Source organism: Hymenobacter sublimis, from assembly GCF_023101345.1.
In the GTDB taxonomy this organism is placed as follows: domain Bacteria; phylum Bacteroidota; class Bacteroidia; order Cytophagales; family Hymenobacteraceae; genus Hymenobacter; species Hymenobacter sublimis.
The window spans coordinates 3,479,217-3,504,792 of the sequence record NZ_CP095848.1 but is presented as its reverse complement, the minus strand read 5'-3'; the positions used below and the strand labels follow the sequence as shown (position 1 = coordinate 3,504,792).

General features: G+C 60.2%; 21 protein-coding genes. 15 read left to right on the top strand and 6 right to left on the bottom strand.

Translation table 11 applies throughout. The features are described 5' to 3' along the window. Positions 1 to 85: 85 nt before the first annotated feature. The 4 genes from MWH26_RS14580 (at position 86) to MWH26_RS14565 (ending at position 3,630) form a co-directional block, all read left to right on the top strand. Entirely contained in the window at positions 86 to 844 is a 759-nt protein-coding gene (locus MWH26_RS14580) for a hypothetical protein (protein WP_247974863.1), read from the top strand. Positions 845 to 847: 3 nt separating this feature from the next. Then, positions 848 to 2,092 (top strand): hypothetical protein, encoded by a 1,245-nt coding sequence (locus tag MWH26_RS14575; RefSeq protein ID WP_247974862.1) that lies wholly within the window; start codon positions 848 to 850, stop codon positions 2,090 to 2,092. 288 nt (positions 2,093 to 2,380) lie between these two features. Beyond that, positions 2,381 to 2,890, top strand: coding sequence for a PaaI family thioesterase (locus tag MWH26_RS14570; RefSeq protein WP_244697339.1), 510 nt, complete (start codon positions 2,381 to 2,383; stop codon positions 2,888 to 2,890). Between the two features lie 212 nt (positions 2,891 to 3,102). After that, positions 3,103 to 3,630 (top strand): hypothetical protein, encoded by a 528-nt coding sequence (locus MWH26_RS14565; RefSeq protein WP_247974861.1) that lies wholly within the window; start codon positions 3,103 to 3,105, stop codon positions 3,628 to 3,630. Between the two features lie 12 nt (positions 3,631 to 3,642). Here MWH26_RS14565 and MWH26_RS14560 read toward each other — a convergent pair whose 3' ends face one another. Together MWH26_RS14560 and MWH26_RS14555 are read right to left on the bottom strand one after the other, a co-directional pair. Then, complete coding sequence (locus MWH26_RS14560) at positions 3,643 to 5,205, bottom strand: DNA integrity scanning protein DisA nucleotide-binding domain protein (RefSeq protein WP_244697337.1); 1,563 nt, start codon at positions 5,203 to 5,205, stop codon at positions 3,643 to 3,645. A gap of 604 nt (positions 5,206 to 5,809) precedes the next feature. Next, complete coding sequence (locus MWH26_RS14555) at positions 5,810 to 6,595, bottom strand: energy transducer TonB (protein ID WP_247974860.1); 786 nt, start codon at positions 6,593 to 6,595, stop codon at positions 5,810 to 5,812. A 107-nt stretch (positions 6,596 to 6,702) separates the two neighbouring features. Here MWH26_RS14555 and MWH26_RS14550 point away from each other — a divergent pair, with 107 nt between their 5' ends. The 7 genes from MWH26_RS14550 to MWH26_RS14520 all read left to right on the top strand — a co-directional run bounded on the left by MWH26_RS14550 (position 6,703) and on the right by MWH26_RS14520 (position 17,106). Then, positions 6,703 to 7,137: a RidA family protein gene (locus MWH26_RS14550; RefSeq protein ID WP_244697335.1), complete on the top strand. Its 435-nt coding sequence runs from the start codon at positions 6,703 to 6,705 to the stop codon at positions 7,135 to 7,137. Positions 7,138 to 7,259: 122 nt separating this feature from the next. Beyond that, complete coding sequence (locus tag MWH26_RS14545) at positions 7,260 to 8,297, top strand: hypothetical protein (protein WP_247974859.1); 1,038 nt, start codon at positions 7,260 to 7,262, stop codon at positions 8,295 to 8,297. Positions 8,298 to 8,351: 54 nt separating this feature from the next. Continuing rightward, positions 8,352 to 10,205, top strand: a complete 1,854-nt coding sequence (locus tag MWH26_RS14540; protein ID WP_247974858.1) for a MutS-related protein — start codon at positions 8,352 to 8,354, stop codon at positions 10,203 to 10,205. 227 nt (positions 10,206 to 10,432) lie between these two features. Further along, the gene (locus MWH26_RS14535; protein ID WP_247974857.1) at positions 10,433 to 11,401 is read left to right on the top strand and encodes a bestrophin family protein; all 969 of its coding nucleotides are present in this window, start codon (positions 10,433 to 10,435) and stop codon (positions 11,399 to 11,401) included. 186 nt (positions 11,402 to 11,587) lie between these two features. Continuing rightward, positions 11,588 to 13,138, top strand: coding sequence for an FAD-dependent oxidoreductase (locus MWH26_RS14530; RefSeq protein ID WP_247974856.1), 1,551 nt, complete (start codon positions 11,588 to 11,590; stop codon positions 13,136 to 13,138). 75 nt (positions 13,139 to 13,213) lie between these two features. Then, a complete protein-coding gene (locus tag MWH26_RS14525; RefSeq protein WP_247974855.1) occupies positions 13,214 to 15,337 on the top strand; it encodes an FUSC family membrane protein in 2,124 nt (707 codons plus the stop codon). A 467-nt stretch (positions 15,338 to 15,804) separates the two neighbouring features. Beyond that, positions 15,805 to 17,106, top strand: a complete 1,302-nt coding sequence (locus MWH26_RS14520) for an MFS transporter (RefSeq protein WP_247974854.1) — start codon at positions 15,805 to 15,807, stop codon at positions 17,104 to 17,106. A gap of 58 nt (positions 17,107 to 17,164) precedes the next feature. On the opposite strand, the gene MWH26_RS14515 is transcribed toward MWH26_RS14520, so the two are convergent. From MWH26_RS14515 to MWH26_RS14505, 3 genes are all read right to left on the bottom strand, one after another. Continuing rightward, positions 17,165 to 17,644 carry a GNAT family N-acetyltransferase gene (locus tag MWH26_RS14515; RefSeq protein ID WP_247974853.1) on the bottom strand — a complete coding sequence of 160 codons (480 nt, stop codon included), beginning with the start codon at positions 17,642 to 17,644 and terminating at the stop codon, positions 17,165 to 17,167. A gap of 27 nt (positions 17,645 to 17,671) precedes the next feature. Continuing rightward, the gene (locus MWH26_RS14510) at positions 17,672 to 19,537 is read right to left on the bottom strand and encodes a glycoside hydrolase family 2 protein (RefSeq protein ID WP_247974852.1); all 1,866 of its coding nucleotides are present in this window, start codon (positions 19,535 to 19,537) and stop codon (positions 17,672 to 17,674) included. 337 nt (positions 19,538 to 19,874) lie between these two features. After that, positions 19,875 to 21,929 (bottom strand): S9 family peptidase, encoded by a 2,055-nt coding sequence (locus MWH26_RS14505; protein ID WP_247974851.1) that lies wholly within the window; start codon positions 21,927 to 21,929, stop codon positions 19,875 to 19,877. 123 nt (positions 21,930 to 22,052) lie between these two features. Between MWH26_RS14505 and MWH26_RS14500 the strand changes: the two genes are divergently transcribed. Together MWH26_RS14500 and MWH26_RS14495 are read left to right on the top strand one after the other, a co-directional pair. Further along, on the top strand, positions 22,053 to 22,952 hold the full coding sequence (locus MWH26_RS14500; protein WP_247974850.1) for a LysR substrate-binding domain-containing protein: 900 nt from the start codon (positions 22,053 to 22,055) through the stop codon (positions 22,950 to 22,952). 81 nt (positions 22,953 to 23,033) lie between these two features. Next, the gene (locus MWH26_RS14495; RefSeq protein WP_247974849.1) at positions 23,034 to 24,110 is read left to right on the top strand and encodes a YeiH family protein; all 1,077 of its coding nucleotides are present in this window, start codon (positions 23,034 to 23,036) and stop codon (positions 24,108 to 24,110) included. An 87-nt stretch (positions 24,111 to 24,197) separates the two neighbouring features. Here MWH26_RS14495 and MWH26_RS14490 read toward each other — a convergent pair whose 3' ends face one another. Beyond that, positions 24,198 to 24,383, bottom strand: coding sequence for a hypothetical protein (locus MWH26_RS14490; protein WP_247974848.1), 186 nt, complete (start codon positions 24,381 to 24,383; stop codon positions 24,198 to 24,200). A gap of 145 nt (positions 24,384 to 24,528) precedes the next feature. Here MWH26_RS14490 and MWH26_RS14485 point away from each other — a divergent pair, with 145 nt between their 5' ends. Together MWH26_RS14485 and MWH26_RS14480 are read left to right on the top strand one after the other, a co-directional pair. Then, positions 24,529 to 24,774 (top strand): hypothetical protein, encoded by a 246-nt coding sequence (locus MWH26_RS14485; RefSeq protein ID WP_247974847.1) that lies wholly within the window; start codon positions 24,529 to 24,531, stop codon positions 24,772 to 24,774. A 63-nt stretch (positions 24,775 to 24,837) separates the two neighbouring features. Continuing rightward, entirely contained in the window at positions 24,838 to 25,563 is a 726-nt protein-coding gene (locus tag MWH26_RS14480) for a hypothetical protein (protein WP_247974846.1), read from the top strand. The last annotated feature ends 13 nt before the right edge of the window (positions 25,564 to 25,576 follow it).

Here is a 25,576-nt window from a genome sequence, read left to right as displayed (position 1 = left end):
TGCCACTGTCGATGGTCGCGCTGGCCCACCCCCATTCAAGACCAGCTCGCCGCGCTAAACAGCAGCCTGCCCATTACCACCTGACATGAACGAGAAGAAAACCGGACTGGAAGCCTTTGTTGAGCGCCACCGCGCCGACTTCGATGTGTTCGAGCCGCGCCCGAATCTGTGGGACGACATTGAGCTGGAACTGACCCTTCCGGAAGCTGCTGAGCAAGTAGCTCCCCTAAAAGTTGTGCCCCTGTACGCTCCCCAGCCCACGGAAACCACCGCCGCTTCGCTGGCCCCGGATACCGCCGTGCGTTCGGCTCGCCCCTATGGTATTGCAGCGGCTGTTGCGGCCCTGCTCATGGTAGGCGGTTGGTTCTGGCAGCATAGCTCTGAGGCTACTCACTGGACGCGAAACAACCAGGTAACTGTAGCCCGCCCCGCCACAGCAGCTTCTGAAGAGCAGCCGCTGGCAGCAACCTCGGCTGGGCTGCTGGCCACGCCCGCCACCGCTGGGCCAGAGCAGCGGCTGGCTGGTGCCGTGCATCGTATGGAAACGTACTACGCTACCCAAATTACGGAACGCCAGCAGGAATTACAGGCTTTAGACAAGGAGGCGCCGGCCACGGCCCCGCGGGCCGATTGGCAGCAGGAGCTCAAAGGCCTCGACTCTACCTACCAGCAGTTGCGCGCTGAGCTGTACCGCAACCCGGAGCCGGAAGTGGTGCTGGACGCCATGGACCGCAACCTGCAAATCCGGCTGGATTTGCTGAATCAGCAGCTACGCACCCGGGAGCAGATCCGCGACTATCATTCCCAACCCTTTATAGCGACGGAGAGCCGCCGAACTCCCTAGGTTATGCACCGTTCTTTGCTTTCCGCTAGCCACGTAGGGCGCCTGTTGGCCCTCACTGGGGTATTGGGTGTGGCCGGCGGCCCTGCCTGGGCTCAACTATCAGCAACTTCCGACCATACCACGGTACATTACGAGCAGCCTACTGTAACGACTCCGCTTGGCGCTGCTGAGCAGGGTAGCCCGCTAGACGCGCGGCAGGGCAGTGGGCAAGGGCCCCAGGATGAGGCGCAGCCTACCCCAGCGGTGGAAAAAGTGCGCAAACTTAGCCGAACGTTTCCGGCCAGTGCCACCAAGCTCTACACCCTAGATACCCGTTACGGTCGGGTGCAGGTGAACGTGTGGAACCGGGCTGAAATCCGAACCGACGTGGACATCATTACCCGCGCTGAAACGGAAGAGAAAGCCCAGCAGCTGCAGGATATGATTCAGGTGCAGCTCCAAGACCAGGACCCCGTCACCGGGGGCATCACGGCTCGTTCCCGCTTCGGAGCCATGCCCCGGGAGTGTTGGAGCCGGACCAAGCTCTACGAGGTGAATTACACCGTGTGGGTACCCAAGGATACGCCCCTGGCCCTGCACAACACGTTCGGCGAAATCAGTCTGACCAGTGACCTGACCGGGGCCACGGAGCTAGCCATTGAGTACGGCAGCCTGCGCACGGCCCGTTTGGAAGGACCCCGCAACTCCATCCGGGTCGGTAACGCTCAGTGCGCCGTGCCCTACGCCCGCCGCGTCACCGTAGATGCGTCATACTCCAAGCTGCGCCTGGCGGAAGGCGGCACCGTGGAGCTGCGCAACAATTACTCCGATATCGACATTGGCTCGGTGCAGGACCTGACGGTGCACAGCAAGTACGGCGACGTAGTGCTGGGTACAGTACGCAACCTGCGGGGTAGCTCGGGCTTCTCTAAGTTCAGCATTGATAAGCTCAGCAACCAGCTAGACATGAAGCTCCAGTACTGTCCCAGCTTTGAAGTGCGTAGCACCGGCAAAAACTTTCGGCAGATCAACGTGGATGGGGGCTACAGCACCATTCTGCTCAACTTCCCGGACGGAGCCGGCTTTAACTTTGATGTCAATACCGACCACGGCAAGCTGTTGGTAGACAAACGGTTGGTGAGAGTTGATTCTGAGGAAAGCAGCCCGTCTACCACTGATATGCAAGGCAGCTTCGGAGCCGTACAAACTCGCAGGGCGGGTAACGTCAACATCAAAGTGCGCTACGGTAACGTGAGCTTCCGGCGCTAGGCGTTTACGCTCACGAAACACAACGCCCAAAAGCCAGGAGACGAACGGTAAACTTATTTACTGTTCGCCTCCTGGCTTTTGGGCGTGTCGCGGGTGGGCAGCAGCTGCCAATGTGGCGTACACCACTGCCGCGCTGGTTATTGGGAGCTGACGGAGTTGGAGCTCCGCCGCAAAAGCCTTACCTACGAGTACTAGCGCTAACCATGAACTCAGTTTTCGAGGCCGCTACCTGAAAGGGCAAGGCTTCCCTAAAAGGCCCTAACTTCCGCCCAACTCATCCTCAAGGCCATGACTACCCAACCCCTTGCGCCCGACACTGGTCGGATGGAAAAATTCTGCCGCGACATCAGCAACCCCCTGAAGCTGCGGCTTTTTATGCTGCGGCGCCTGCCCATGGCTTACTTGGCCGGGCTGCGGGTAGCGGAGCTGACGCCGGAACGAGCTACCGTCACGGTGCCGTATAAGTATCTTACCCAGAACCCGTTCCGAAGCATCTATTTTGCCTGCCTGAGCATGGCTGCCGAAATGGCCAGTGGCCTGCTAGCCATGATGCACGTGCAAAGCGGCTCACCGGTTTCTATGTTGGTAGTAGGGCTGGAGGCCGAATTCAACAAAAAGGCCGTGGGCCTCATCCGCTTCACCAGCGCAGACGGGGCCGCCATTGGCCAGGCCATTGCTGAAAGCCGCGCGACTGGCGAGGGCCGGACGGTCGTATGCACCAGCACTGGCCTAGACCAAGCCGGCGACGTAGTGGCCACGTTTCGCATCACTTGGTCGTTCCGGGCAAAACTAAAGTAAAGTTGAGGTGCGAGGGTAGCAGGTAGTAATCAGTAACTATACCTGATTCTTTTAGCTGGCGAAGGAAAAATTATGGGCGGCCGATGTGGAATAGAGTACTGGTTAGCATCCAGTAGCAAAGCCTTCCTCCCGCAACCGTTTCTGCGTACTTCTTTTCCCCAGAGGAGGTGCATGCGGGTAGGTAGAAGACGGACCATAACCTCCCTTCTAGTATGAAGATCATTCTAATGCTTGTGCTACTGCTGCTTATTCAAGCATCCGGCGCGAAAGCCTGCTCCTGCGTTGACAGGGGCGGTTCTGAGAAGCAGAAAATTGCGGCGGCCTACCAGCAGGATGCCCTGATATTCGTGGGACGGGTAACGGGCGTGGAAACCATTGTAACAACCGACACGGTGCAAGTATCGGACCGGGGGCCGGTTGAGCAGCGCATACGCCTGATCCGGCGCGAAACGTTACGCTATACCTTGGCCGTGGCGCGGCAGTTCAAAGGCCAACCTAGCGGACCCATCGTTTTTGTATCCACTGAAACGCAGGGCTCCGCGTGTGGCATACGGTTCAACGTGGGCTCCACGCAGTTGGTGTATGCATTCCAGGTCAGCGAAAAAGCTTCGCTGTATGGGGGGGCGCCCACACCTATTGCCCCTTATTTTGCTACCAGCATCTGCAACCGCAGCCAAGAACTCCGAAGCGTCAGATCTGCCGAGTTGAAGCAATTGGCCAAGTTGGCAAAAGCCGATTAACGCCCGTTTTGCTTACTCTTCCCGCAGGCTTTCCTTGGTGATGACGTCGACTAGGCCGTCTTCGCTGACTACGATGGCTAGGCAGGGGTAGGGGGAGCTGTCGACGTAGCGAATGGCGGAGTTGTAGCGGGCCCCGCGGGTGCTGGTGCCGTGGCCAGAAGCCTTGCCATCGAGAATGACGCCGATGGAGTAACAGTAGCCTTCCGGGTCGAGGAGCACGGCTCCGTCGATGGCCGTGACCAGGCGCGTGATTAAGGGCGTCAGCGGCACGGGCTCAATCAGGGTGCATTGTAGCTTGAGGCGGTCGGCTTCGGCCAGGGCTTCGGTGGTAATAACGAGCAGGGTGCCGTGCTTCTGGCGGCTGGCTTCTACTACCACGTCCCAGAGTCGCTCTATTTTGACGGGGTCGGTGAGCTGGAATATGTGCTTTAAGTCGCGGCGGAAGCGGGCCCGGTGCAGGCGGGTGCGCGGCAGGCTGGGCATGCCGTAGTGGGCGCGCATGAGCACTTGCCCCCCGTGCTGAAACTCCCAGGCGTAGTGGTTCACAAAGTTGATAACAAACAGGTCTTCCCGGCTGGCATCGTACTGGCCCACTTGGCGACCCAGGGCGTACACATTTTCGCCATCGGCTAGCAAACTCACGTCGGGGGTAGTCATTTCGAGCAGCTTGCGCACGGCCCGGTAGTCGGTGAGCGGGGTAGGGCAGGTGAGGGCGAATACTTCCGAGAGGTTGGGGTGGCCGCGACGGGCCAGCACCACCTTACCTACCCCTTCGGCCCCCTCGTAACGCAGGGAGGAAATGGTATTGCAGGTGGTGAACAGCTTGGCCGCGGCCGGGTTGGTGCCCAGGTCCTGGGCCGGCGTATCCATGAACAGCTTGCCGGCCGAGCGAATAATCTCGTCGGTGTCGCGGGGGCGCACCAGCAGGCCGGAGCCGGGCTCGGGCTCGGTCAACGATTTCAAGCATTCCTCGTGAAAGCGCAGCACCGCCGCCATCAGCAGGGAGTGCGAAAGCAGGCGGCCATCGGTGTAGTACCGGTTTTTCTGCAGGGTAGGGTAGGCCTGCATGGCCTTGCGGTTGAGGCGCAGCACCGGCACCACGGAGTGCTGGTTGATGGGCACAGGCGCCCCGGCAAAGTACAGGTAACGGGAGCCAATGGCCAGCTCATCCAATACTTCCTGCACGGCCTGGCGCAACCCCAGGGCCGTTTGCTTGCGCTGAATCATCTCCTCACTCATCAGCTCCCGGTCGGGTGAGTTCCAGGGTTGCAGGTAGCGGTAGTACCGGCCGCGGGCCTGGGCCTCGGCAAATGCTTCCGAGTTCAGTCCGCAGTCGATAGGTTCCAGGCACACCGGTACGGCTTCCACGGCCTCGTCTACTTCGGCCGGCAGGGCCAGCAGCATCACGTAGGGAGCCAGGTCCTCGTCCAGGGCATCGAATATGCCTTGCGCCACGGTTTGCGCCGCCTGCCGGAAGCGCGTTTGGTAGGGCCAGATGGAAAAGCTGGTGGGCAAGGGTAGCGGCGTGCCAAAGGCAACGGGCGGGGCGGAAAGCAGCGGCAGGGGGGAAAGCATAACGGAAAGAGAAAGTCAGTTCTACGCCAGGGCCAGACCTGAACTTGCCAGCCTGGGTACTCTAGGCTGACGCACACAAGGAGAAACTACTTTAAAGAGACCAATAACCGCCCCAACGTTGCCTGCAAACGCGCAGCCGATAGGCTATATTCTGCGGAAGCGCCAGAAATAGGGTCGCGGCAACGAGTGAAGGGCAAGTACCGAAAGGGCTAATAGAAACTCGGTATTCGGCCGCAGGTATGGCCACGTGTTCCGCCGAAGTACTCCTGGCCCCTTGTCGCGCTTACCACGAAAGCCCAAGCGGATAACCTGGCCGGCGCATGGTATAACCGCTGAAAAGTTAAAATGCTTTCTGACCTGCTAGCTGCCACCTAGCTCAAGCGAGACAAACCGCTTCGTCCTTCATATGCAGGGCCCTTATGCAGAGGCGACGCCAGAGCAGCTCTGGCGTCGCCTCTGCATAACGCGCGAGGTACCCTCGAAAACAGCCTTTCACCTGAAGTTCACAGATTCTAAAGCGTATGGATAGTAGGGTAGTACCTAGAAACCCGTCATGCAGAGCGTGATCAGGGCGTGACGGGCTTCTACGTATTACCCGTGCCCGCTAAAGCGTGAATACGACCGGTAGCACCATTTTCTGCTTTAGGGGCTGGCCTTTGTAAGAAGCGGGCTGCCACTTGGGAGCAGCTTTAATTAGCCGGATGGCCTCTTCATCAAGGCCCGAGCCCAGGCGCTTCACTGGCTTGATTTCCGTCAGGGAGCCGTCTTTTTCCACTACAAACTCCATCATCACGCGTCCTTGCACCTTGCGTTGGCGGGCCAGGGCCGGGTACTTCTGGTTTTGCTGAATCCACTCGAAAAACGCATCGGTGCCACCCACGGGCCGGGCCGGCGAATCGGGCGCTACCACCTGGGTAGTAACGCCGGCCGGGGCGGGCGCGCCGCCAGCCGCCGTAGCAGCCCCCGCCTCCCCCGGAATCTGGAAGCTGATGGGCACCGACACCCGCTGGCGCACCACGCCTCCGCGGTGCTGGGCGGGTGTCCAGCGCGGGCCGCCCTTAATCAGCCGGATGGCCTCCGCATCCAGGGCCGGGTTAACGGGCTGGGCTACGGCCACGTTGGAAATCGAGCCGGTTTTCTCTACCACGAACGTTACCGTAACGGTGCCTTGTACGCCGGCTTGCAGGGCCGCCGTGGGGTACTGCTGCTTGTCGGCCAGGTACTGGGCGTAGGCCTCTAGCCCGCCCAGGGGCACGGCCGGCTGGGCCACGGCATCATAAATTTCGTTGGCCGCGGGCTGCTTAGGGTATTTTAACTTCTGCTGAGCAACCGCGGGGGCCGCCATGGCCAATACACCGGCCAGCAGCAAGGGGCGAAAAGCGTGTTTCATGGAAAGAAGCAAGGGAACAGAAGCCCAGTTGGCACAACAACCGCACCAGCCTAAGGCGGAGTTTCCGCTATCTACGAAAAGCGGCGCTTTTCGGTAGCTTTGGCCTGATGGCACCTGACCTAACTTCCGCTCCCCATAACTCCCTGCGGGCTCCCGAGCCGGTGGGCCTGTACCCCCACGCCCGCCGCGCCGGCAACCTGCTGTTCTTGTCGGGGGTAGGCCCGCGCCAGCGCGGCCAGGCGCAGGTGCCCGGCGTAGAGCTGAACGAGGACGGCACCATCCGGCGCTACGACTTCGAGAGCCAGTGCCATGCCGTGTTCCAAAATGTGCGCTACATCCTGGAAGAAGCCGGAGCCCGGTGGGAAGACCTGGTGGACGTTACCGTGTTCCTGACCAACATGCAGGCCGACTTTGCCACCTACAACCGCCTCTACGCCCAGTATTTCCAAAGTAACCAGCCCTGCCGCACCACCGTCGAAATCAACCGCCTACCCACGCCCATTGCCATTGAGCTCAAGTGCATTGCCGTGGTGGCGGGGTAGGAACCTGATATGGATACAGCAACGTGAACAACTACTTTATAACAAGTTTTCTGGCTCTTATACTGTCGGCCGAGATAGGTAGTGCGCAGCCCAGTTCCGGGGCCCACGCCGCCTTGAAGCCTATGGCTTGGGCTGCCGCCGCGGCTGTGGCAGGTGATTATGAAGGGACCTTTGGGGGCAAATACCCGTTTCGACTGTCCATTACTAACCAGCAGGGCCGCCAGCAGGTAGCCGGCTGGTATTACTACCTAAGTCAGCAAAAACCTATCTGGCTGGATGGATATGTAACGCCCGCCGGCGACCTGTGGCTAGGCGAGGTAAACCTGGACCGCCCCGAACTGACGGAGCGTTGGGATGGGAGCCGCCAGCCCCGGCAGCCATTCGCGTATTTCCATTTGCGTCGGACGGCTGCGGGCACGCTGGCCGGCACTTGGCGGGCGGCTAAATCGGAACGACAGTTGCCCGCCCAACTGACGAGCTACCGCAGCACCGGTTTTGCCGAGAAAGCGCACGTAGCAACGCAAACCTATTTCGGGGAGTATATCGAGCCTATATTTACCGTGCCTGATTTCCGCGTGTCAGAGAAGTTGTGGGCCGCTTTTAATGTAGTGGACATGGCCAATATGACCTGGGAGGAGCTGCAGGAAGAAGCGAAAGCGCGAAGGGCAGGGGAAATACGCGGTTACCTGGGTACTGATGCAACAGTGACCTACAACGACTTGGGCCTGCTGAGCGTGTGGCTACGAAGTGAGCAAATAACGGGGGGAGGGCAGCTGTTTGCCCGAATGTGGTCGGTGGTGATGGACCTGCGAACCGGTGAGCAGCTGACCGATGAAATTGACCCTGGCAAACAGACCGCGTTTCTGGCCATCTGTGAGCAGAAGCTGCAACGAGAAATCAGCCGCTACCTGCACGAAAACCCGCAGGACTCCACTGATACCGCCGGGCTGCGCAATCAGCATATCGATGCGCAGCATCCGCCCACCGACCTGCACATAACCGCTGACAGCGTAACCTTCCACCACGCAGTAGACTACGACGGCATGACCCACTTCGTGCGAAGAGATATGGAGTATGAATTTCGGCTGGCTTTTAGCTTTGCTGAATTGGCACCGTTTCTGAAACCCGCCAGCCCCTTGTGGCGCCTACTGAAGCGGTAGCCCTACCTCCCCGTAGGCCTGCGTACCTTCGCAGCCTCACCCGTTTCTGCTGCCGTGCCTGCTTCTACTGCTTTTCGTCCGCTTTCTATTCCGCCCGCCGAGCTATTCCAGGAAAACCTGACTCACTACACCGAGCGCGAAAACTACTTTGCCGGCCGGCACCGGCTGGTAGCCCTGGTGCGGCTGCTGGTGTTTGTGGGGGCCGCCGCGGGCGTGTGGGCGTTGTTTAGCCAGGGCGAGGTAGGGGCCGGCTTTGTGCTTATTTTGGTGGCCTACCTCGTATTTCTGGGACTGGTACGCTGGCACAATAGCGTAGGCTACCAGCGCGAGCATCAGCGCCTGCTGGCCCAACTCAACCGCGACGAGCTGGCCCGGCTGGAAGGCAAGCTGGCTGGCTTCGACCCCGGCCTGCGCTACCTGGATGCCCAGCACGCCTACGCCGCCGACCTGGACGTATTCGGGGCCCACTCCTTGTTTCAGCTCCTGAACCGCAGCACCTCCCGCCTGGGCCAGGACTGGCTGGCCGGCTGGCTGCTGGCGCCTGGTCAGGCCGCGGTGCTGGGGGAGCGGCAGCAGGCCACCACCGAGCTGGCCCCCGATGTGGCCTGGCAGCAGGAGTGGCAGGCCCGGGCCCGGCATTACCCCCGCCAGGAATCGGACCCGCGGCAGTTTGCGGCTTGGCTTCGGGAACCAGATTTCTTCACCGGTAAAAGCTGGCTGCTGCCCTTGTTAGTGCTATTGCCGGTAGTGGCCGTGGCCGCCATCGTCGTCGCCCTGAACGGCCTGGGCACTTGGCCGCTGCTGGTGCTACTGCTAACCACGGCCCTGAATGCCCGTTTCAGCAGCCTCCGCGCCGAATACTACCAGCACGTAACCACCATGCGCGACGCCCTGCGTGCAGCCCACGACCAACTGTCCTTGTTCGAGGCCGGGCAGTGGCAGAGCCCGGCCCTGCGCCGCCTGCACCGCACCCTGCACGACACGGGTGGGGTAGCAGCGGCCCGGTTGCTGGAGCGGCTGTCGGGGGTGGCGGGCTGGTTTTCGGCCCGGCAAAATCCGGCGGTGGCGGGCCTGCTGAATACGGTGCTGCTCTGGGATTTGTGGGGCATGTGGCAGCTAGAGCGTTGGAAGCGGCAGCTGCAGCACGGCCTGGAGCCCCTGCTAGAGGCTGCCGCCGAGCTGGACGCCCTCGTGAGTCTGGCCGCTTTCCGGGCCGCCAACCCGACCTTTGCCCAGCCCGAGGTAGCGGCCGCACCCCTGACGGTAGTAGCCGAGGCCATGGGCCACCCGCTGCTGTTCGCCGAAACGGGTGTGCGCAACGACTTTCGCACGGAAGGCGCGGGCCAGACGGTGGTTGTGACGGGTTCCAATATGGCCGGTAAAAGCACGTTTCTGCGCACGGTGGGCCTGAATTTGGTGCTGGCCCAGGCCGGCGCGGTGGTGCCAGCACACACCTTTACCTGCGGACCCGCCCAAGTGTACACCGCCATGCGTACCAACGATAACCTATCGGAAAGCACTTCCTCGTTCTACGCTGAGCTCAAGCGCCTGCGCCTACTCCTGGACCTGACCGCGCCCACTAGCCAAACCACTGCGCCGAGCGGGCTGCCGGTTTTCTACCTGCTCGATGAAATTCTAAAGGGCACTAACTCCGAAGACCGTCACCGCGGCGCACGGGCCCTGGTGCACCAGCTGCGGCAGCGCGCCGCCAGCGGCCTTATCAGTACCCACGACCTGGAACTGGCGGCTCTGGAAGAGGAACTGCCCGGACACGTGCGCAACGTGAGCTTCAACAGTTTCCTGAACCCCGACGGTACCCTGCGCTTCGATTACCACCTGACGCCCGGCGTGTGCCGCTCGTTTAACGCCAGCCAGCTCATGCGCCTGATGGGTATTATGCTGGATTGAAAAGCGTATTGGGCAAAATCACTGATTTAAAGCAGGCCGTTAGGGCAGGGCAAGATGGCCTCTTAACCGATTACCCTACTACCCCAGTCCGGGCTAAATAGTGGAGCTGCGGATAGCTGCAAGAGCGCCTGAATTCGTAGAAGGCCGCGAAGACCCCGCGTTTAACATGAGGTTAATGCGCGGTTTCTACCTTCCGTTTCATTTGCGTTAGCCCTAACTCCTTCTGCGTGTACATTCGCGAAAACCTCCGCCTACACATTATCTGGAAGCTCGGCTGGAAGTCGGTCACGATTTTTACCGTGTACAGCCTGCTGGTATGCCTGGTGTACGGGCCACTGAACTTCCATTCCGTGGCCATTCCGTGGCAGCCAGTAGCTACCCTAGGTACGGCCGTTGCCTTCTACATCGGCTTTAAAAACAACGGCTCCTACGACCGATTCTGGGAGGGCCGCCAGCTTTGGGGTGGCATCGTGAACAGCAGCCGCACCACGGCCGTCCAGATTCTGGAGTTTATTACCTCCGTGGTTGATGCGCCCGGCCTGGACATGCCCCCTGCCTCCGCCGAGGAGCTGACCGGCCGCCACCGCCGCATGGTGTACCGGCAAATTGCCTGGTGCAATGCCTTGCGCATTCATCTGCGCCGCCAGCCGGAGCAGTGGGACACCGCCGTAGCTCCTTTCCTGGAGGAAGAGGAATCAGAATACCTGCGCGCCACGGCCAACCCACCCGCTCAAATTGTGCGCCAGCAGGCCGCTGAGCTGCGGCGGCTACGCGAGGAGCGGGGCCTACTCAACGACTTCCAGCACGTGACCATGATGAACACGCTGGAAACGCTCTACAACCTGCAAGGCGGCTGCGAAAGAATCAAGAACACGCCCTTCCCGCGCCAGTACGCCTTCTTTAGCATGGTGTTCGTGTACTTGTTCACGGCCTTGATGCCGCTGGGCCTGGTGATGGAATTTGCCAAGCTTGGCCCGGACCACATCTGGCTGACGGTGCCGTTTTCGGTGATGGTGTCCTGGGTATTTGCTACCATCGAAACGGTGGGCCACAACAGCGAAAATCCCTTCGAAAACAACATGAACGACGTGCCGATGACGGCCATCTGCCGCTCCATCGAAATTGACCTGCGCCAGATGCTCGGCGAAACCGAAGTGCCGGCCAAGCTGGAGCCGGTAGAAGATATTCTGTACTAAGGGCCGCGTCCACGCGTGTCATGCCGAGCCCAAGCGAGGAATCTGAGGTAAGCCGTTGCGTGGTAACTCCAGTTTCCTCGCTTGGGCTCGGCATGACACGTTTTTATCCAAGCTCAACCTTAACCCCAGCCCAAGCCCCGGCGTACCTGTGGAGGACTTCCATCCTGAACCAGACCCCACGCCGCTATGCCTACGCCCAACCCTACCCAGACTTCCGGTGCTACCATTTCCTCCTGGTTTGGTACTGCCGCCCCACTGCCATCGTTTGAGCCTCTGCGGGAAAACCTGACGACCGATGTAGTGGTAGTAGGTGGTGGTATTGCCGGCCTCACCCAGGCTTATTTGCTGGGGTTGGAAGGCAAAAAGGTGGTGCTCCTGGAAGACGGTGAGTTGGCCAGCGGTGAAACCGGTCGGACCACGGCCCACCTCAGTTTCGCCCTCGACGACCGGTATACAACCCTGGAGGACCTGTTCGGCAAAGACGGGGCTCGCCTGGCCGCCGACAGCCACCGCGCCGCCGTGGACCGCATCGAACAGATTGTTAAAAAGGAAAAGATTGACTGCGACTTTACGCGTCTGCCGGGCTACCTGTTCCTGCCCCAAAGCGGAACTCCCAAGGAGCTGGACCAGGAGCTGGAAGCGGCCCACCGCGCTGGCCTTACCGATGTAAAGCGCCTACCCGATGCTGGGACCCAAGGTTTCCAAACCGGCGAGTGTCTGGTGTTTCCTAACCAGGGGCAGTTTCACATTTTGAAGTACCTGCGCGGGGTAGCGCAAGCCATTGAAAAGCAGGGTGGTCGCATCTTTACCCGCACCCACGTGACGGAAGTGCATGGCGGCTCCCAGGCCCGGGTGGTGACTACCGGCGGCCACGAAGTGCGGGCCCAGGCCATTGTAATTGCCACGAATACACCCTTCAACGACCGGGTAGTGATGCACACCAAGCAACACCCCTACCGCACCTACGTTATCGGGGCGCGGGTGCCCAAGGGCTCCGTCACGAAGGCGTTGTACTGGGACACTGCCGACCCCTACCACTACATCCGCCTGCAAGAAGTTGAAAACGAGGACTACGACCTGCTCATCGTAGGCGGCGAGGACCACAAAACCGGCCAGGAGCCCGACCCCGAGGAGCACCTACGCTGCCTGGAGTTCTGGACCAAAGCCAACTTTCCCACCGCCGGGCAAGTGGACTACCGCTGGTCGGGACAGGTGATGGAGCCGGTGGACGGGCTGGCCTACGCCGGCCGCAATCCGCTCGATGAGGACAACGTCTACATCATCACCGGCGACTCGGGCCACGGCATGACCCACGGCACCCTAGGCCCCATCATCATCACCGACCTAATTGTGGGCCGGGAAAACCCCTGGGCCTCGCTCTACGACCCCGGCCGCGTGACCGTAAAGTTTGAGTCGGTGAAGGAGTACGTGAAGGAAAACGTGCAGGTAGCCGCCGATTATGCGGAGCTGCTAACCGGCGGCGACGTGAAAACGGCCGAGGAGGTAGCGCCCAGCTCCGGAGCTATTATTGGCCGGGGCCCGCTAAAAGTTGCCGTTTACAAAGACCCCCAGGGCCAAGTGCACGAGTGCTCGGCCGTGTGCCCGCACCTGGGCTGTATTGTGCACTGGAACAAGCTGGAAACGAGCTGGGACTGTCCCTGCCACGGCTCCCGCTTTGATGCCTACGGCAAGCTCATGAACGGCCCGGCCAATTCCGATTTGGCACCCGCGGAGTAGGACCCATGTCGTACCTTGCACCCCTGAACCGAAGCTGGTGCGTATAAGCCGGGTGTAACTTTCGGGGTAACCACCATGGATGAACGGGTCCGTTCCTTTCAATACTTTTTCACTAGTCAGGAATTTTCGGATGGTCTGCGGACCACGCTTTCCATTCTGCTGCCCGGCCTGGTGCTGGGTCTGTACGGCGACTTAGTTGACGGGCTAACGGTGTCGTTGGGGGCCGTGTGCGTGAGCCTCACTGATACGCCGGGCCCGATGGTGCACAAGCGCAACGGCATGCTGGCCGCCACCGCCCTGATTGGGATTATGGCATTGGTGACGGGGTTTCTCCACTCTTACCCAGCCTTGCTGGGGGTAGAGGTTGTGGTTTGTAGCTTTATTTTTACCATGCTGCTTGTGTATGGCAACCGGGCCGGCGCCGTGGGCACGGCCGGGCTGCTCATCATCATTCTGATGCTGGACCGGCCCCTGAAACCGGCGGAAGTACTACCCTACGCGGGTATGGTAGTGGCCGGCGGGCTGTGGTACCTGAGCGTGACCATGCTACTCTATACCTTGCGCCCGTACCGGCCCGCCCAGCAAGCCCTCGGCGACTGTATTCGGGCCATTGCGGATTTCCTGCGCCTCAAGGCTGAGTTTTACCGCACCGGCACCAACCTGGAAGCCGACTACCGCCGCCTGGTAGCCCAGCAGGTGACGGTCAGCGAAAAGCAGGACGCCGTGCGGGAGTTACTGTTTAAAACCCGGCAGTTGGTCAAGGAAACCACTGGCACCGGCCGCCGCCTCGTGCTCACGTTCGTGGACGTAATTGACCTCTACGAGCAAATCACCATCACCTATCACGACTACGCGGCCCTGCATCAGCGCTTCGAGGCTACCGGCGTACTCGACGATATAGCCCGCGAAATTGAGGAGCACGCCGCCGAGCTGGAAAACATCGGGTTTGCTATTCAGGCCAACCACGGCTACTCGGCTCAGCGCAACCTGCTGGCAGGCTTGGAAAAGCTCAAAGCACAGATTGACGTCCTCGATGACCCTAAGCGCCAGGGGCACACGCTCATGCTCAAGAAAATTCTGGTGAACCTGCGCAACCTCAGCCAGCGCCTCCAGGATATTCTGGCCTACTTCGATGCCAACGCCCCCGCGCCTTCCGGCCGGGAGCTGGAGTTTGGCCGCTTCGTAGCCCACCAGAGCTTCGACCTGAAGCAGCTCCGCGACCATCTGACGTTGCAGTCCAGCATTTTCCGCCACTCAGCGCGCATGTTTGTGGCCTGCCTGGTAGGTTTTCTGGTAACCAAAGTACTACCTGGCCACCACAGCTACTGGGTGACTATGACCATTACCTACATGCTTAAGCCTGCCTTCAGCCTCACCAAGGAGCGCAACGTGCAGCGCGTGCTTGGTACGTTGGGCGGGGGCGCCATTGGGGCCTTGGTGCTCTGGCTGATTCCCGACCGCACGGTGCTACTGCTGCTGCTGGTGCTGTTCATGCTGGTGTCCTACAGCTTTGTGCGCATCAACTACTTGGTCACCGTCACCTTCATGACGCCCTTCATCCTAATTCTGTTCAGTTTTCTGGGGTTGGGTTACGTGCAGGTAGTAGAGGAGCGGGTATTTGATACGGTGCTGGGCTGCCTGATTGCCTTTCTGACTGGCTACTTGCTGTTTCCCAACTGGGAGTCGGGCCAATTGCACGACCACCTCAAGGCCGTGCTGCGCGCCAATCTTCACTACCTCCGTACCCTGCAGGAAACCCTGGTCGGCTTGCCCGTGGCCCTGGTCGACTACAAGCTGGCCCGCAAGGATGTATACGTCAGCTCGGCCAACCTGGGAGCGGCCTTCCAGCGCATGATGTCTGAGCCGCGCGGCAAGCAGCACCGGCCTACGGAAGTCCACGAATTTGTGGTGCTCAACCACATTCTTTCCTCCAACGTGGCCTCGATTACCTCCGCCATGCTGGCCGGAGAAATGCGCCCAGGCCTACCTGCTGCCAGCCTTAAAGCCCTGCGCCAGGCCCAGCAGGCCCTGCACCGCAGCCTCCGCCGCCTCGACCCCCAGGAGCCCGAAGTTGTGCCCACCGAACCTGCCACCCCCACGCCGCCCGCCATGCCCGACGCCCAGCTCAACGAGCAGCTGGAGTTTATCCAGAAAGTCAGCAGCGACATCAGCAAGGTAACGGAGTCGGTACTACGGTAACGTATGTTGTTCTATGGCAGCTACGAGTTACGACCCTCCGATAGAGCCAACCCCTCTGGAAAAATCTATTCTAGAGTGGCTAGTTGATTTCCACGCAGTACCCGGTCTTTCAGAGCAGGTTGGCCTTTGCCGGGTAAGCGTCCGCGAAGACAGCGGTGTAGGGTTCTTCACGACGCTAGTACTCCCCCCGTTCACCCCTTTATTGGACTTACCCCACAGCAGCCAAGTGTATTTAGATGGGTGCGTGGTGGTTGCTCCTGAACTCACGCATGGCGCCGACTGCCTGTTGTTTATGCAGCACGGAAAAATTGCTCTTCTGGAAGTAGTTGCTTTCGACGAAGGAAATCCTAGCTACCTGTCGAAGTGGAAAGTGCTTCCACGGAAGCGCGGGTAGGAGGTGGCAAGATGACGGCTTGGCTAAGCCGGAATTAGTTAGATTGGTGGGCTACCTTACTAACGATCAACTCGTGACCCACCTTGTCCTGCGCGAGAGTACCGGCCTGCGGTACTTCACTTTCTTCTACCTGTATGTAATGCAGGGCATTCCGGCGGGCTTCGGGCTAACGGCCATCGTCAACTACCTGACCGGGCGCGGGCTAGATGCAACAACGGTCGCTTCTTTCTCGGCGGCCATTGGGCTACCCTGGACCCTGCAGTTCGTGTGGGGGCCACTCATTGACAAGTACCAGGAATCAGTGATTGGGCAGCGCAAGCAGTGGGTAGTCCTCACGCAGTTGGTGGCGGCGCTGGCCTCCCTGGTGCTGCTGCTGGTCCGCGACCCGGCTGCCCAGCTTAAGCTGACGATGCTGGCCTTTGTGGTGCACAGCGTGTTTGCTTCCATTCAGGATGCCAGCGTCGATGCTATTGCCATTGCCGTGGTGCCCGAGGCGGAGCGGGGCCGGGCTAATGCCTTCATGCGCGGGGGCTTCTTGCTGGGCTCGGCGCTGGGGGCCGCTGGTTTGTCGTGGATGCTGCACCGCTACGGCTTTTTCTCGGCGGCGCTGGCGCAGTCGGTAGTCTTGCTGGCCCTGACGGTACTCACGTTTTTCATCCGCCTGGAGCGCACCGATCAGCTGCTGCCGCGCTTTGGGTCGCTGCCCGCTACCGCCCGCCGCAACGCCGATAACCCGCCGGTGGGCTGGCTGTTTCGGGAGCTATACCGCGCCATTACCGAGCCTCGCACCTTGCGCCTGTTTGGTGTCATTGCGGTTACTTACCTGTGCTTCGGCGCGTTTGGCTGGGCCTATTCCTACCACCTGATTCATGAGCTGCACTGGGCCGATAGTGACGTTTCTATTCTGCAGGGTAGCTGGGGGAGTGCCGCTACTTTGTGCCTGATAGTGGCCGGCGGCATCCTGGCCGACCGAATTGGGGCGGCGCGGCTACAGCGCCGAGTCATGCTGGTGCTGGGCTTGTTCCTGCTAGTTTTCTGCAGCCTAAGCTTCCTGTGGCACTATGAGCCGGTAGCTACCCTAGGCTTGCTCGTCTGGAACATGGCCGACCCCAGCCTGAGCGTAGCGGCGCTACCGCTACTCATGGCCCTGTGTCGGCCCCGCATCGAAGGCTCCCAATTCACTACCTACATGGCCCTAGTGAACCTGTGCGGGGTAAGCGGCTCCCTCCTGACGGGCTGGGCGCTACACATAATGTCGGCGCCGGTATTGGGGCTGGTGTGCGCGGTAGTAGTGCTTGGCCTATGGTTGCTGCAGCGCCGGGAAGGACGGACTACGGCGGCGGCTCCAGCAGAAGCCGTAGCCGCTGCGCAGTAACAGTGACTGGCGGGCCTTTCAATAGCGGTAACCTGGCAAACCGTGGTTCTGGCCTGCCTTAGGCTAACCGGTAAATAAACTCCTCTATTTCGGTTTGGCGCGCAGTGGCAAAGCCTTTGTCCGTGCCAATTTTCACAAAGCCGCATCTTTCCAGCACCTTCTGCGAACCGACGTTATCAAACGCTACCCGCCCGAAAACGGGTCTTGCGCTTTCCAGGCGCAGAAACTGCTCCAAGGCCGCTGTTGCAACGCCCCGGCCCCAGAAAGTTCGGTCTATCCAATACGTAATTTCAATTCTCCCACCTGCTACAAACGTTGCCATACTGCCGACAATGGTTTCCCCAACCAGGATGGTCTGCATGTGAATAGTGGGGTCGGCCAGGTGCTGGGTGAACTTTGCTAAATAGGCTTCTCTATTGGTGTGGTCCAGGGGGGTAAAGGCGGCTACGTAATTGGCTTTCTCATCAAGCTGAAACTGAAAGAAGAATTCCAGGTCGGCTGGTTTGGTTGGGCGGAGGCGTACGGGGGTAGGTAGCATGCGAAACAGGAGTAGCCGGAGGTAAACTTACTTGCCGTCGTACTGCTGGGCCATCTGGCGGTAGTAGGTTTGGAGCACGTAGAAAGCTTTTTTCTTGACGCCGGTGCTAGATATTAGGCCCTTGCGGTTGAAGCCGTTCTGGTACACCGGGTGCTGGCGGCGGGTAGCCCGAAAGTCGGCCAGAATCCAGGGCGTCATGCCGCGCAGGCCTCGGATGGTGCTGAGCATCTTGAGCTGGTTTTGGTAGAGCGCCTCCTGATATTCCTCGCTCCAGCGGGTATCGGCGTCGGCGTGGTAGCCGGCCAGGGCGTCGCCGCCAAACTCACTGATGATAACTGGCTTGTTGTATTTGATGTTGAAGGTGTACTGGGTGATTTCGCTCGGCTTACCGCCCACGTACCAGCCCATGTACTCATTGAAACTGGTCAGGTCCAGCTCGGCGCCCAGTGGGTCGTCCACGGTCACCTTGAACCCGTCGCGGTGCAGCTCCAGGGCGGCGGCAAGCAGGCGGGTATCATCCAGGGCGCGAGCTTTGCGCACTAGGCTGGTCATGAACCTGAGGCGCGCCTCGCCGGGCGGGGTCTCGTTGCCCACCGACCATACTGCCACACTAGCGCGGTTCTTTCCCACCGAAATTAGGTCGGAAAGCTGGGCTTCAGCGTTTTGATAGGTAGCGGGATTTTCCCAGGCTATGGTCCAGTACACCGGCACTTCGGTCCACACCAGCAACCCCATTTCGTCGGCTAGCTTGAGCATGGTTTCGTTGTGAGGGTAGTGGGCCAGGCGCACGTAGTTGCAGCCTAGCTCCTTGGCCCAGGTCAGCAGCATGCGCAGGTCGCCCTCGCCCCGGGCCCGGCCCGGAATCAGCGGGTTTTCGTCGTGCATGGAAATGCCGCGCAGGTACACGCTCTTGCCGTTAAGCAGAATGTCCTGCCCGCGGGTTTCAATCGTGCGGAAGCCAATTCGGTCCTGCACTACATCGGCGCCGCTGCTTACACTCACCGCGTACAGTTTGGGGCTCTGCGGCGACCATACCTTCAGCTTCCGGGCCGGCAGCCGGAAGGTGGCGCGGCCCTCAGCGTCCGTTTTTAGGGTGTGCCGAAGGCCCGCTTCGGCAATGCTGAGCGTCACCGACTGGCCGGCCTTGCCTTCACCGCTGAGCTGCACGTAGCCCGTTAGGGTGCCCGGCTCATTTTTGGCTAGCTGTACCTTGTAGTCGGTGATAAAGGTGGTAGGCGTTTCGGCAATGAACACGTCGCGGGTAATGCCGCCGTAGTTCCACCAGTCAGTGTTGATGGTGGGCACGGCGTCGGGGCGGCGGGTGTTGTCGGCTTTCACTACCACGAAGTTGTCGCCGCTGGGACTGAGCTGGCTGGTGATGTCATACTGAATCGGGGTAAAGCCGCCCTGATGCTTGCCCAGCTTCTTGCCGTTCAAGTAAATATGCGACTCGTAGTTAATAGCCCCGAAATACAAAAAGTAGCGCTTTCCGGCTTTAGGTGTTAGGGTAAAGCTCTTCTTGTACCAGATGGTGCCCTCGTAATAGAGCAGCTTGGGGTCCTGGGAGTTCCAGTCGCCGGGCACTTGCAGAGCCGCCGATTTATCGAAGTCGTACTCAATTAGCTCGGTTTCCTGGCGGGAGCTGGGCTTCTGGTTGTCGTAGTAGCCGCCCTTGCCGGTTTTCGACTGGTCGAAGGCCTCGCGGCGGTAGTCGTAGAAGCCATTTTCGTAGGGGTCGATGATGTAGTTCCAGCTACCGTTCAGGCTTAGTACTTTCCGCCCCGGCGCGTTCTGCAGCAATGTAGCCTGGGCCAGCAGCGGCCGGCTGCCGAAGGTGGTGGCTAGCAGCAGAACCGCCGCCGTCAGGGCCTTTATCCGGTTTCGTGAAATCATAACGTGGGTAGGAAGAGGTAGGATAGGAAGGTCGGAATGGCCGCAGCCGAAGTATCTACTAAAGATTAGGAAAGCCACCTGGAAAAGACAGCGTGCCGGTCAATTTATCTGTCAACCTGTTTAGGAAGTCATCAGCCGTCATGCCGAGGCGGAGCCGAAGCATCTCGCTCGAATCATTGGGTAGCATTACAACCTCAGCACGCCAGATGCTTCGCCTCGGCATGACAGTTACGGGTATCCCAGCCACAAATGGTGCTCGTACCCCAAACAAAACCGGGATACCCCGGCCAGTTGGTAGCGGCGGAGTATCCCGGTGAGTGTAGGTTAGGAAAGCTGGTTACTTAGCGGCCTGTGCTTCCGGCTTGAGCGTGCGGGCCAGCCAGTCGAAGAACACGCGGTTCCAGAGTACCGAGTTCTGGGGCTTGGAAATCCAGTGGCCCTCGTTGGGGAAGTAGAGGAAGCGGCTCGGGATGCCGCGCAGTTGGGCCGTGCCGAAGGCTTCCATGCCCTGGCCTTCGGGCACCCGGAAATCCTTGCCGCCGTGGATGACCAGCAGGGGCGTGTCCCAGTTTTTGGCGAAGAGCTGAGGATTGAAGTCGGTGTAGCTTTTGTGCAGTGTGGCATCCCAGGGCGCGCCGCCCATGTCGTGCTTGGCGAAGAACATTTCCTCGGTGCTAGGGTACCAACTCGTCAGGTTGTAGAGGCCGGCGTGGGCAATGAAGGTTTTGAAGCGGCCCTCGTGCTTGCCCGCCAGTTGGTACACCGAGTAGCCCCCGTAGGAGGCCCCCACGCAGCCGCGCCGGTCCTTGTCTACGTAGGGCTCCTGGCTTACGGCGTCAATGGCGGAGAGGTAGTCGCGGATGGGCTGGCCACCCCAGTCGCCCGAGATGCTGTTGTTCCATTCGGTGCCGAAGCCGGGTAGGCCGCGGCGGTTCGGGGCCACCACAATGTAGCCGTTGGCGGCCAGCAGCTGGAAATTCCAGCGGTAGGAGAAGCTCTGGGTGATGGGGCTTTGCGGGCCGCCCTGGCAGTAGAGCAGGGTAGGGTACCTCTTGCTCGGGTCGAAATCGGGCGGGTAGATAACGTAGACCTGCATCTGCTTGCCATCGGTGGTGCGTACCCAGCGGGCTTCGGTTTTACCGGTTTTTACGCCGGCCAACTCCGGCTCATTGATGCGGGTAAGCGTGGTTTCGCGGCCAGTTTTTAGGTCGATGCGCACGAGGTCGGCGGGCTGGGCCTGGGTAGTTTTGTTGGCAATGGCCACGTCATTACCCGCCAACTCGAAGGCGTTGTAGTTGTGCGCGCCCTTGGTCAGCTGCCGGATTTTGCCGCCCTTGCTCGGAATGGAAAACAATTGCTCGGTGCCTTCCAGCACGCTCACGAAGTAGATGGTCTTGCCATCGGGGCTCCAGCGGATGTTGGCCGCCGCCTGCTCCGAGCCGTTGGTAATGTCCTCCCGCTTTTTGGTCTTGAAGTCGTAGACCACAATGCCGTTGCGGTCCGACTCGAAGCCGGGCGTCGCCATGCTCAGCCAGGCCACTTGCGAGCCATCGGGCGAGAAACTGGGCTCTGTGTCGTAGCCGCCGAGGCCTTCCGAGAGGTTCTGGGTTTTGCCTTCCCGGATGTCGTAGAGGTAAATATCGGAGTTGGTGCTTTCGGCTTCGGCCTTGCCGTAGAGCTTGCGCGAGGTGTAGGCCAGGCGGTAGCCGTCGGGCGAAAACGCCAGCTGTTCGGAGCCACCCAGCGGAGCCAATGGCGCGTCGAACTTCTCGCCGGGCATTACGTCCTTGCCGTAGCCAGTCGGCTTACCATCATCCCCCACGGGTTGGAAAAAGACGTGGCTGGATTTAAAGTCGTCCCACACGTTCCAGTGCCGGTAGTTCAAGTCGTCGATCAGCTTGGCATCGGCCTTGGGAAGGTCGGGGTACCAATCCTGCACCGATTTGCCGGTTTTCACGTCCTGGGTATAGAGAATGAACTTGCCGGTGGGCGCGTACTTCAGGTTGGCCGGGCCCTCGTCGGTAAACTCGCTGAGCTTCTGCTTGCCCGAACCGTCGGCATTCATTACGTAAAGCTGGTCGGTGCCGCCTTCGCCGGAAAGAAAGGTTAGCTTACCATCGGGCCGCCAGTTCAAGGTGCTTTCGGAGGTAGGCGTGGTAGTGAGTTGCCGGGCCGCGCCACCAGCTACGGGCACCACCCAAATGTCAGTGTTGCCTTTGTTCTCGCTTAAGCTATAGCGCGTCACGGTGTAGGCCACCGTGCGGCGGTCCGGCGACACCTGCATTTCGCCCAGGCGGCCCAACTTCCAGAGCAGCTCGGGCGTGTACACGGTTTGTTGGGCTGAAACGGCCAGCGGCAGCAGCGCCAGCGCGGTCAGAAAAGGTTTTTTCATGGGATGAAGTAGCAAAAAGGGTAGGAGCAAGTTAGGCAGAAGCCGCCTAGCAGGAAATGAGGCCAGTGGACTAGGCAGCCAGCTCCGCTTCTACCTCATCCGGCCGCCACGTACCTTGCATGCATGCCCGACTTTCGTTTGCGCGTTTTTCAGTCCGTTGCCCGCCACCTGAGCTTCACCAAGGCGGCCCAGGAACTCTACATCAGTCAGCCTGCCATTACCAAGCACATCCGGGAGCTGGAGCAGAGCTACGGGCAGCGCCTGTTTGAGCGCCGCGGCAACCGCGTCAGCCTCACGCCAGCCGGCACCTTGCTGCTGGCCCACGCCGATGCCGTAGCCCAGCTTCACCAGGAGCTAACCGAGCAACTGCACAATCTGCACGGCGAAGCGGCGGGGCGTTTGCGCCTGGGGGCCAGCACTACCCTTACGCAGTACGTGCTACCTGGTATCCTACCCGGCTTCCAGAAGCGCTACCCCCAAGTGGAGCTAACCCTACTGAACGGCAACTCCGAGCAGATTGCCGAGGCCATCCTCAGCGGGCAGCTTGACCTGGGCTTCGTGGAGGGCCGCGCCAAAAACCGCGACCTGCACTACGAGCCCCTGCTGGCCGACGAGCTGGTAGCCGTGCGCCGCACCACGCCCGCCGGTCCGCCACCCGAGCCGATGCCCTTGCTCGAAGCGCTAACTCATCCGTTGGTGCTGCGCGAGCGGGGCTCCGGTACGCTGGAGGTGCTAGAGTTTGCCCTGCGGGAGCAGAAAATCAAGCTTACTGACTTGCGGGTGGCGTTCTACTTCGATAATACCGAAGCCATTAAGTCCTACCTCGAAGCGGCTCCCGAGGCCCTGGGTTTCGTTTCCCGCCGGGCCCTAACGCGGGAGTTAGCCGCGGGCCTACTGGAGATTGTGCCGGTGCAGCACCTGCAGTTGCCCCGCAACTTCGAGGCCCTGTGGGTGCAGGGGCAGCCCTTGTCTCGCCCGGCGGAACGATTCCTGCGCTACGCCCAGCGTCAGTATAACCTATAGTTATTGCTGATAACCTTTTAAGATTATCGGCGGGGTAGGGGCTGGCGTACTTTTGGGCAGTTAATTGCCTGCTTCCCACCCGTGAAAACCACCCCACCCATTGCCGCTCCTCCCGCGCTGGTAGATGCGCCCGAGCCCCATCCCCAGGCCGCCAAAGTGCGCACTCCGGTGAGTATGCCTTTGCCTCCCGCACCTAGCGTAGTTCAAGATAAAACCCGGCCGGTGGGGGTAGCCCGCGCGGTATTTGGGCTGCTGCTCGTCTTCTGCCTGACGCCCTGGGCCTCGCCGCCCCTGGCCCTGATCCTGGGGTTAGTGCTGGCCCAAACGGTAGGAAACCCCTTTCTGGCGCAAACTCGCAAGCTTACCCCCACACTGCTGCAGTACTCAGTTATCGGGTTGGGCTTCGGCATGAACGCCCACGCGGCGGTGCAGGCCGGGCAAGAAGGTGTGCTGTTCACGGTGGCCTCCATTGCTGGTACGCTGGTACTGGGCTACGCATTGGGGCGCTGGCTGGGGCTAGGCCGCCACGTAACACACCTAATTTCTTGCGGCACTGCCATTTGCGGAGGCTCCGCTATTGCGGCGGTGGGCCCGGTGTTGAAGGCCAAAGAGGAAGAAATGTCGGTGGCGTTGGCTACGGTATTCGTGCTCAACGCCCTGGCTTTGTTTGCCTTCCCGGCCATCGGTCATGCCCTGGCCATGACCCAAAACCAGTTCGGCCTCTGGTGCGCCATTGCCATCCACGATACCAGCTCCGTGGTGGGCGCCGCCACCGCCTACGGCGACCAAGCCCTGCAGGTGGCTACTACCGTGAAGCTGGCCCGCGCCCTCTGGATTATTCCCGTGTCCGTCGGTACGGCATTGCTGTTCAAGCAGAAGGGCGTCAAAATCAAAGTGCCCTACTTTATTCTGGGATTCATTGGGGCCACGCTGCTCAACACCTACTTCCCCCTGCTGCAAGCCGATGGAGCCTTGCGTGCCGTTGGGCCAGTGCTGGTACAACTTGCTAAAATGGGCCTGACGATTACCTTGTTTTTTATCGGGGCCGGCCTCTCCATACAAGCCGTAAAAGCGGTGGGGGCTAAACCTTTCGTGCTCGGCGCGGCGCTCTGGCTGTGCATTTCAGCGGCCTCGCTCTACGTGATTCTGCACCGGTAAAACAATGCTGCCAAGACGGTATAACGTGGCCGCGGCCCGACTTCCAGTGAAGTCGGGCCGCGGCTGTATGGGCTTTGTTGCGGGCAGTTACTCGCCAGACTTTTTGCGGCCGGAACCACTCTTTTTGCCGCCGCCATCCTGCTTGTTAACGGTGGCCCAAGCTCGTTTTTCGGCTTCTTCTTCCGAAAGGCCCTGCTTCTCGTAGCTTTCTTCGATGTGCTCTGCCTGCCGCTTTTGCTTGTCGGTGTAGGCTGATTTATCTCCTTGTGGCATGATGCAAGTATCTTGAGGGTGAGATGATTAGGCTAGTGCTTCTGCCAAGGTGTACGCGCCGGCTGGGGCGGGGTTATGTTGAGCTGGCCTCCCAGGTTGGCGACCCCTGCCTATCTTCGTCCTGCCCATTCACGTATCGTTTGCCATGCGCCAGCTCGCCATTATTCCGCATCCCGCCGCCAAAATCACGCTTTTCAGCTGGAACGGTAAGTACCTGATTAAGCTGGAAAAGGGCTCCCTAGAGCAAACCTATAAGGTAAGCGAGCTGGACCTGACCAGCGAAGCGGATATACATCTGCTCCTGGATGATGAATTCGTGCAGGCTGCCGTGCAGCGCTTCAGCGCCATGCAGCAAGATTTGCAGGCTGCCTTCGACCGGCACGGTATCTGATACCCGGCTCCGGGCCGGTTTCTCGGTCATCTTGTTTCTTCTCTACCCCTTGCTTTGCTTCTTATGAAACGATTTTTCGGCTTATACCTCCTGCTGGCGGTGCTGCTGGCCCCGGCCGCTACCCACGCCCAGCTCTACGACGCGCGTACTAGCAGCGTCAACTACGACAAGCGGGAGCGGGACGCGGTAAAGGTGCAAGTAGAAGGCACCGCCCAGTGGACCCGCGACTACTGGCAGGCCTGGCTGAAGGATACTTACAACATCAAGCTGAAAGGCTCCGGCGTGTTTGGCGTGGGCAAAAAAGACGTGCTCGAAGCCAAGCAAGTGCCCATGTCCAGCGTCACGGGTAAGCTACTGGACCTGTATTCCACCGTCACTTCACCCTCCGACACGGTGTCGGAGTTGTCGGTGTGGGCCGCCATGGGGCCCGATTCGTTTTTGTCGGCTACTGGTACTCCCTCCGAGTTCAGTTCCCTGCGCAACATGACCCAGAGCTTTGCAGCCGCCGCGCGCACCAAAGCCTACCGCGAACAGATTGCCGAAGCGGAGAAGCAGCTGACCGCCGCCGAGAAGGATAAGGAAAAGCTTGAAAAGGAGCGCGCGAGCCTGGCTAACAATACCAAGTCGAATCTGGAAAAGATTGAGCAGCTCAACAAGCAAAATGCTGACAACAAGCTCAAGTCGGCCGAGGACTCCGTGAAGCTCATCGACAACGTTCGGCTCACTGAATTGCGTAAAGCGCAATTGGAGCGTCGCCGCGCCCGCCTCACCAACCTCGACCGGAAGTAGAAGCCTTTGCTGC

Bases quoted from the DNA above. Each gene is read 5' to 3' on its own strand.
- MWH26_RS14580 (WP_247974863.1), top strand. From the start codon at position 86: ATGAACGAGAAGAAAACCGGACTGGAAGCCTTTGTTGAGCGCCACCGC.
- MWH26_RS14575 (WP_247974862.1), top strand. From the start codon at position 848: ATGCACCGTTCTTTGCTTTCCGCTAGCCACGTAGGGCGCCTGTTGGCC.
- MWH26_RS14570 (WP_244697339.1), top strand. From the start codon at position 2,381: ATGACTACCCAACCCCTTGCGCCCGACACTGGTCGGATGGAAAAATTC.
- MWH26_RS14565 (WP_247974861.1), top strand. From the start codon at position 3,103: ATGAAGATCATTCTAATGCTTGTGCTACTGCTGCTTATTCAAGCATCC.
- MWH26_RS14560 (WP_244697337.1), bottom strand. From the start codon at position 5,205: ATGCTTTCCCCCCTGCCGCTGCTTTCCGCCCCGCCCGTTGCCTTTGGC.
- MWH26_RS14555 (WP_247974860.1), bottom strand. From the start codon at position 6,595: ATGAAACACGCTTTTCGCCCCTTGCTGCTGGCCGGTGTATTGGCCATG.
- MWH26_RS14550 (WP_244697335.1), top strand. From the start codon at position 6,703: ATGGCACCTGACCTAACTTCCGCTCCCCATAACTCCCTGCGGGCTCCC.
- MWH26_RS14545 (WP_247974859.1), top strand. From the start codon at position 7,260: ATGGCTTGGGCTGCCGCCGCGGCTGTGGCAGGTGATTATGAAGGGACC.
- MWH26_RS14530 (WP_247974856.1), top strand. From the start codon at position 11,588: ATGCCTACGCCCAACCCTACCCAGACTTCCGGTGCTACCATTTCCTCC.
- MWH26_RS14525 (WP_247974855.1), top strand. From the start codon at position 13,214: ATGGATGAACGGGTCCGTTCCTTTCAATACTTTTTCACTAGTCAGGAA.
- MWH26_RS14515 (WP_247974853.1), bottom strand. From the start codon at position 17,644: ATGCTACCTACCCCCGTACGCCTCCGCCCAACCAAACCAGCCGACCTG.
- MWH26_RS14510 (WP_247974852.1), bottom strand. From the start codon at position 19,537: ATGATTTCACGAAACCGGATAAAGGCCCTGACGGCGGCGGTTCTGCTG.
- MWH26_RS14505 (WP_247974851.1), bottom strand. From the start codon at position 21,929: ATGAAAAAACCTTTTCTGACCGCGCTGGCGCTGCTGCCGCTGGCCGTT.
- MWH26_RS14500 (WP_247974850.1), top strand. From the start codon at position 22,053: ATGCCCGACTTTCGTTTGCGCGTTTTTCAGTCCGTTGCCCGCCACCTG.
- MWH26_RS14490 (WP_247974848.1), bottom strand. From the start codon at position 24,383: ATGCCACAAGGAGATAAATCAGCCTACACCGACAAGCAAAAGCGGCAG.
- MWH26_RS14485 (WP_247974847.1), top strand. From the start codon at position 24,529: ATGCGCCAGCTCGCCATTATTCCGCATCCCGCCGCCAAAATCACGCTT.
- MWH26_RS14480 (WP_247974846.1), top strand. From the start codon at position 24,838: ATGAAACGATTTTTCGGCTTATACCTCCTGCTGGCGGTGCTGCTGGCC.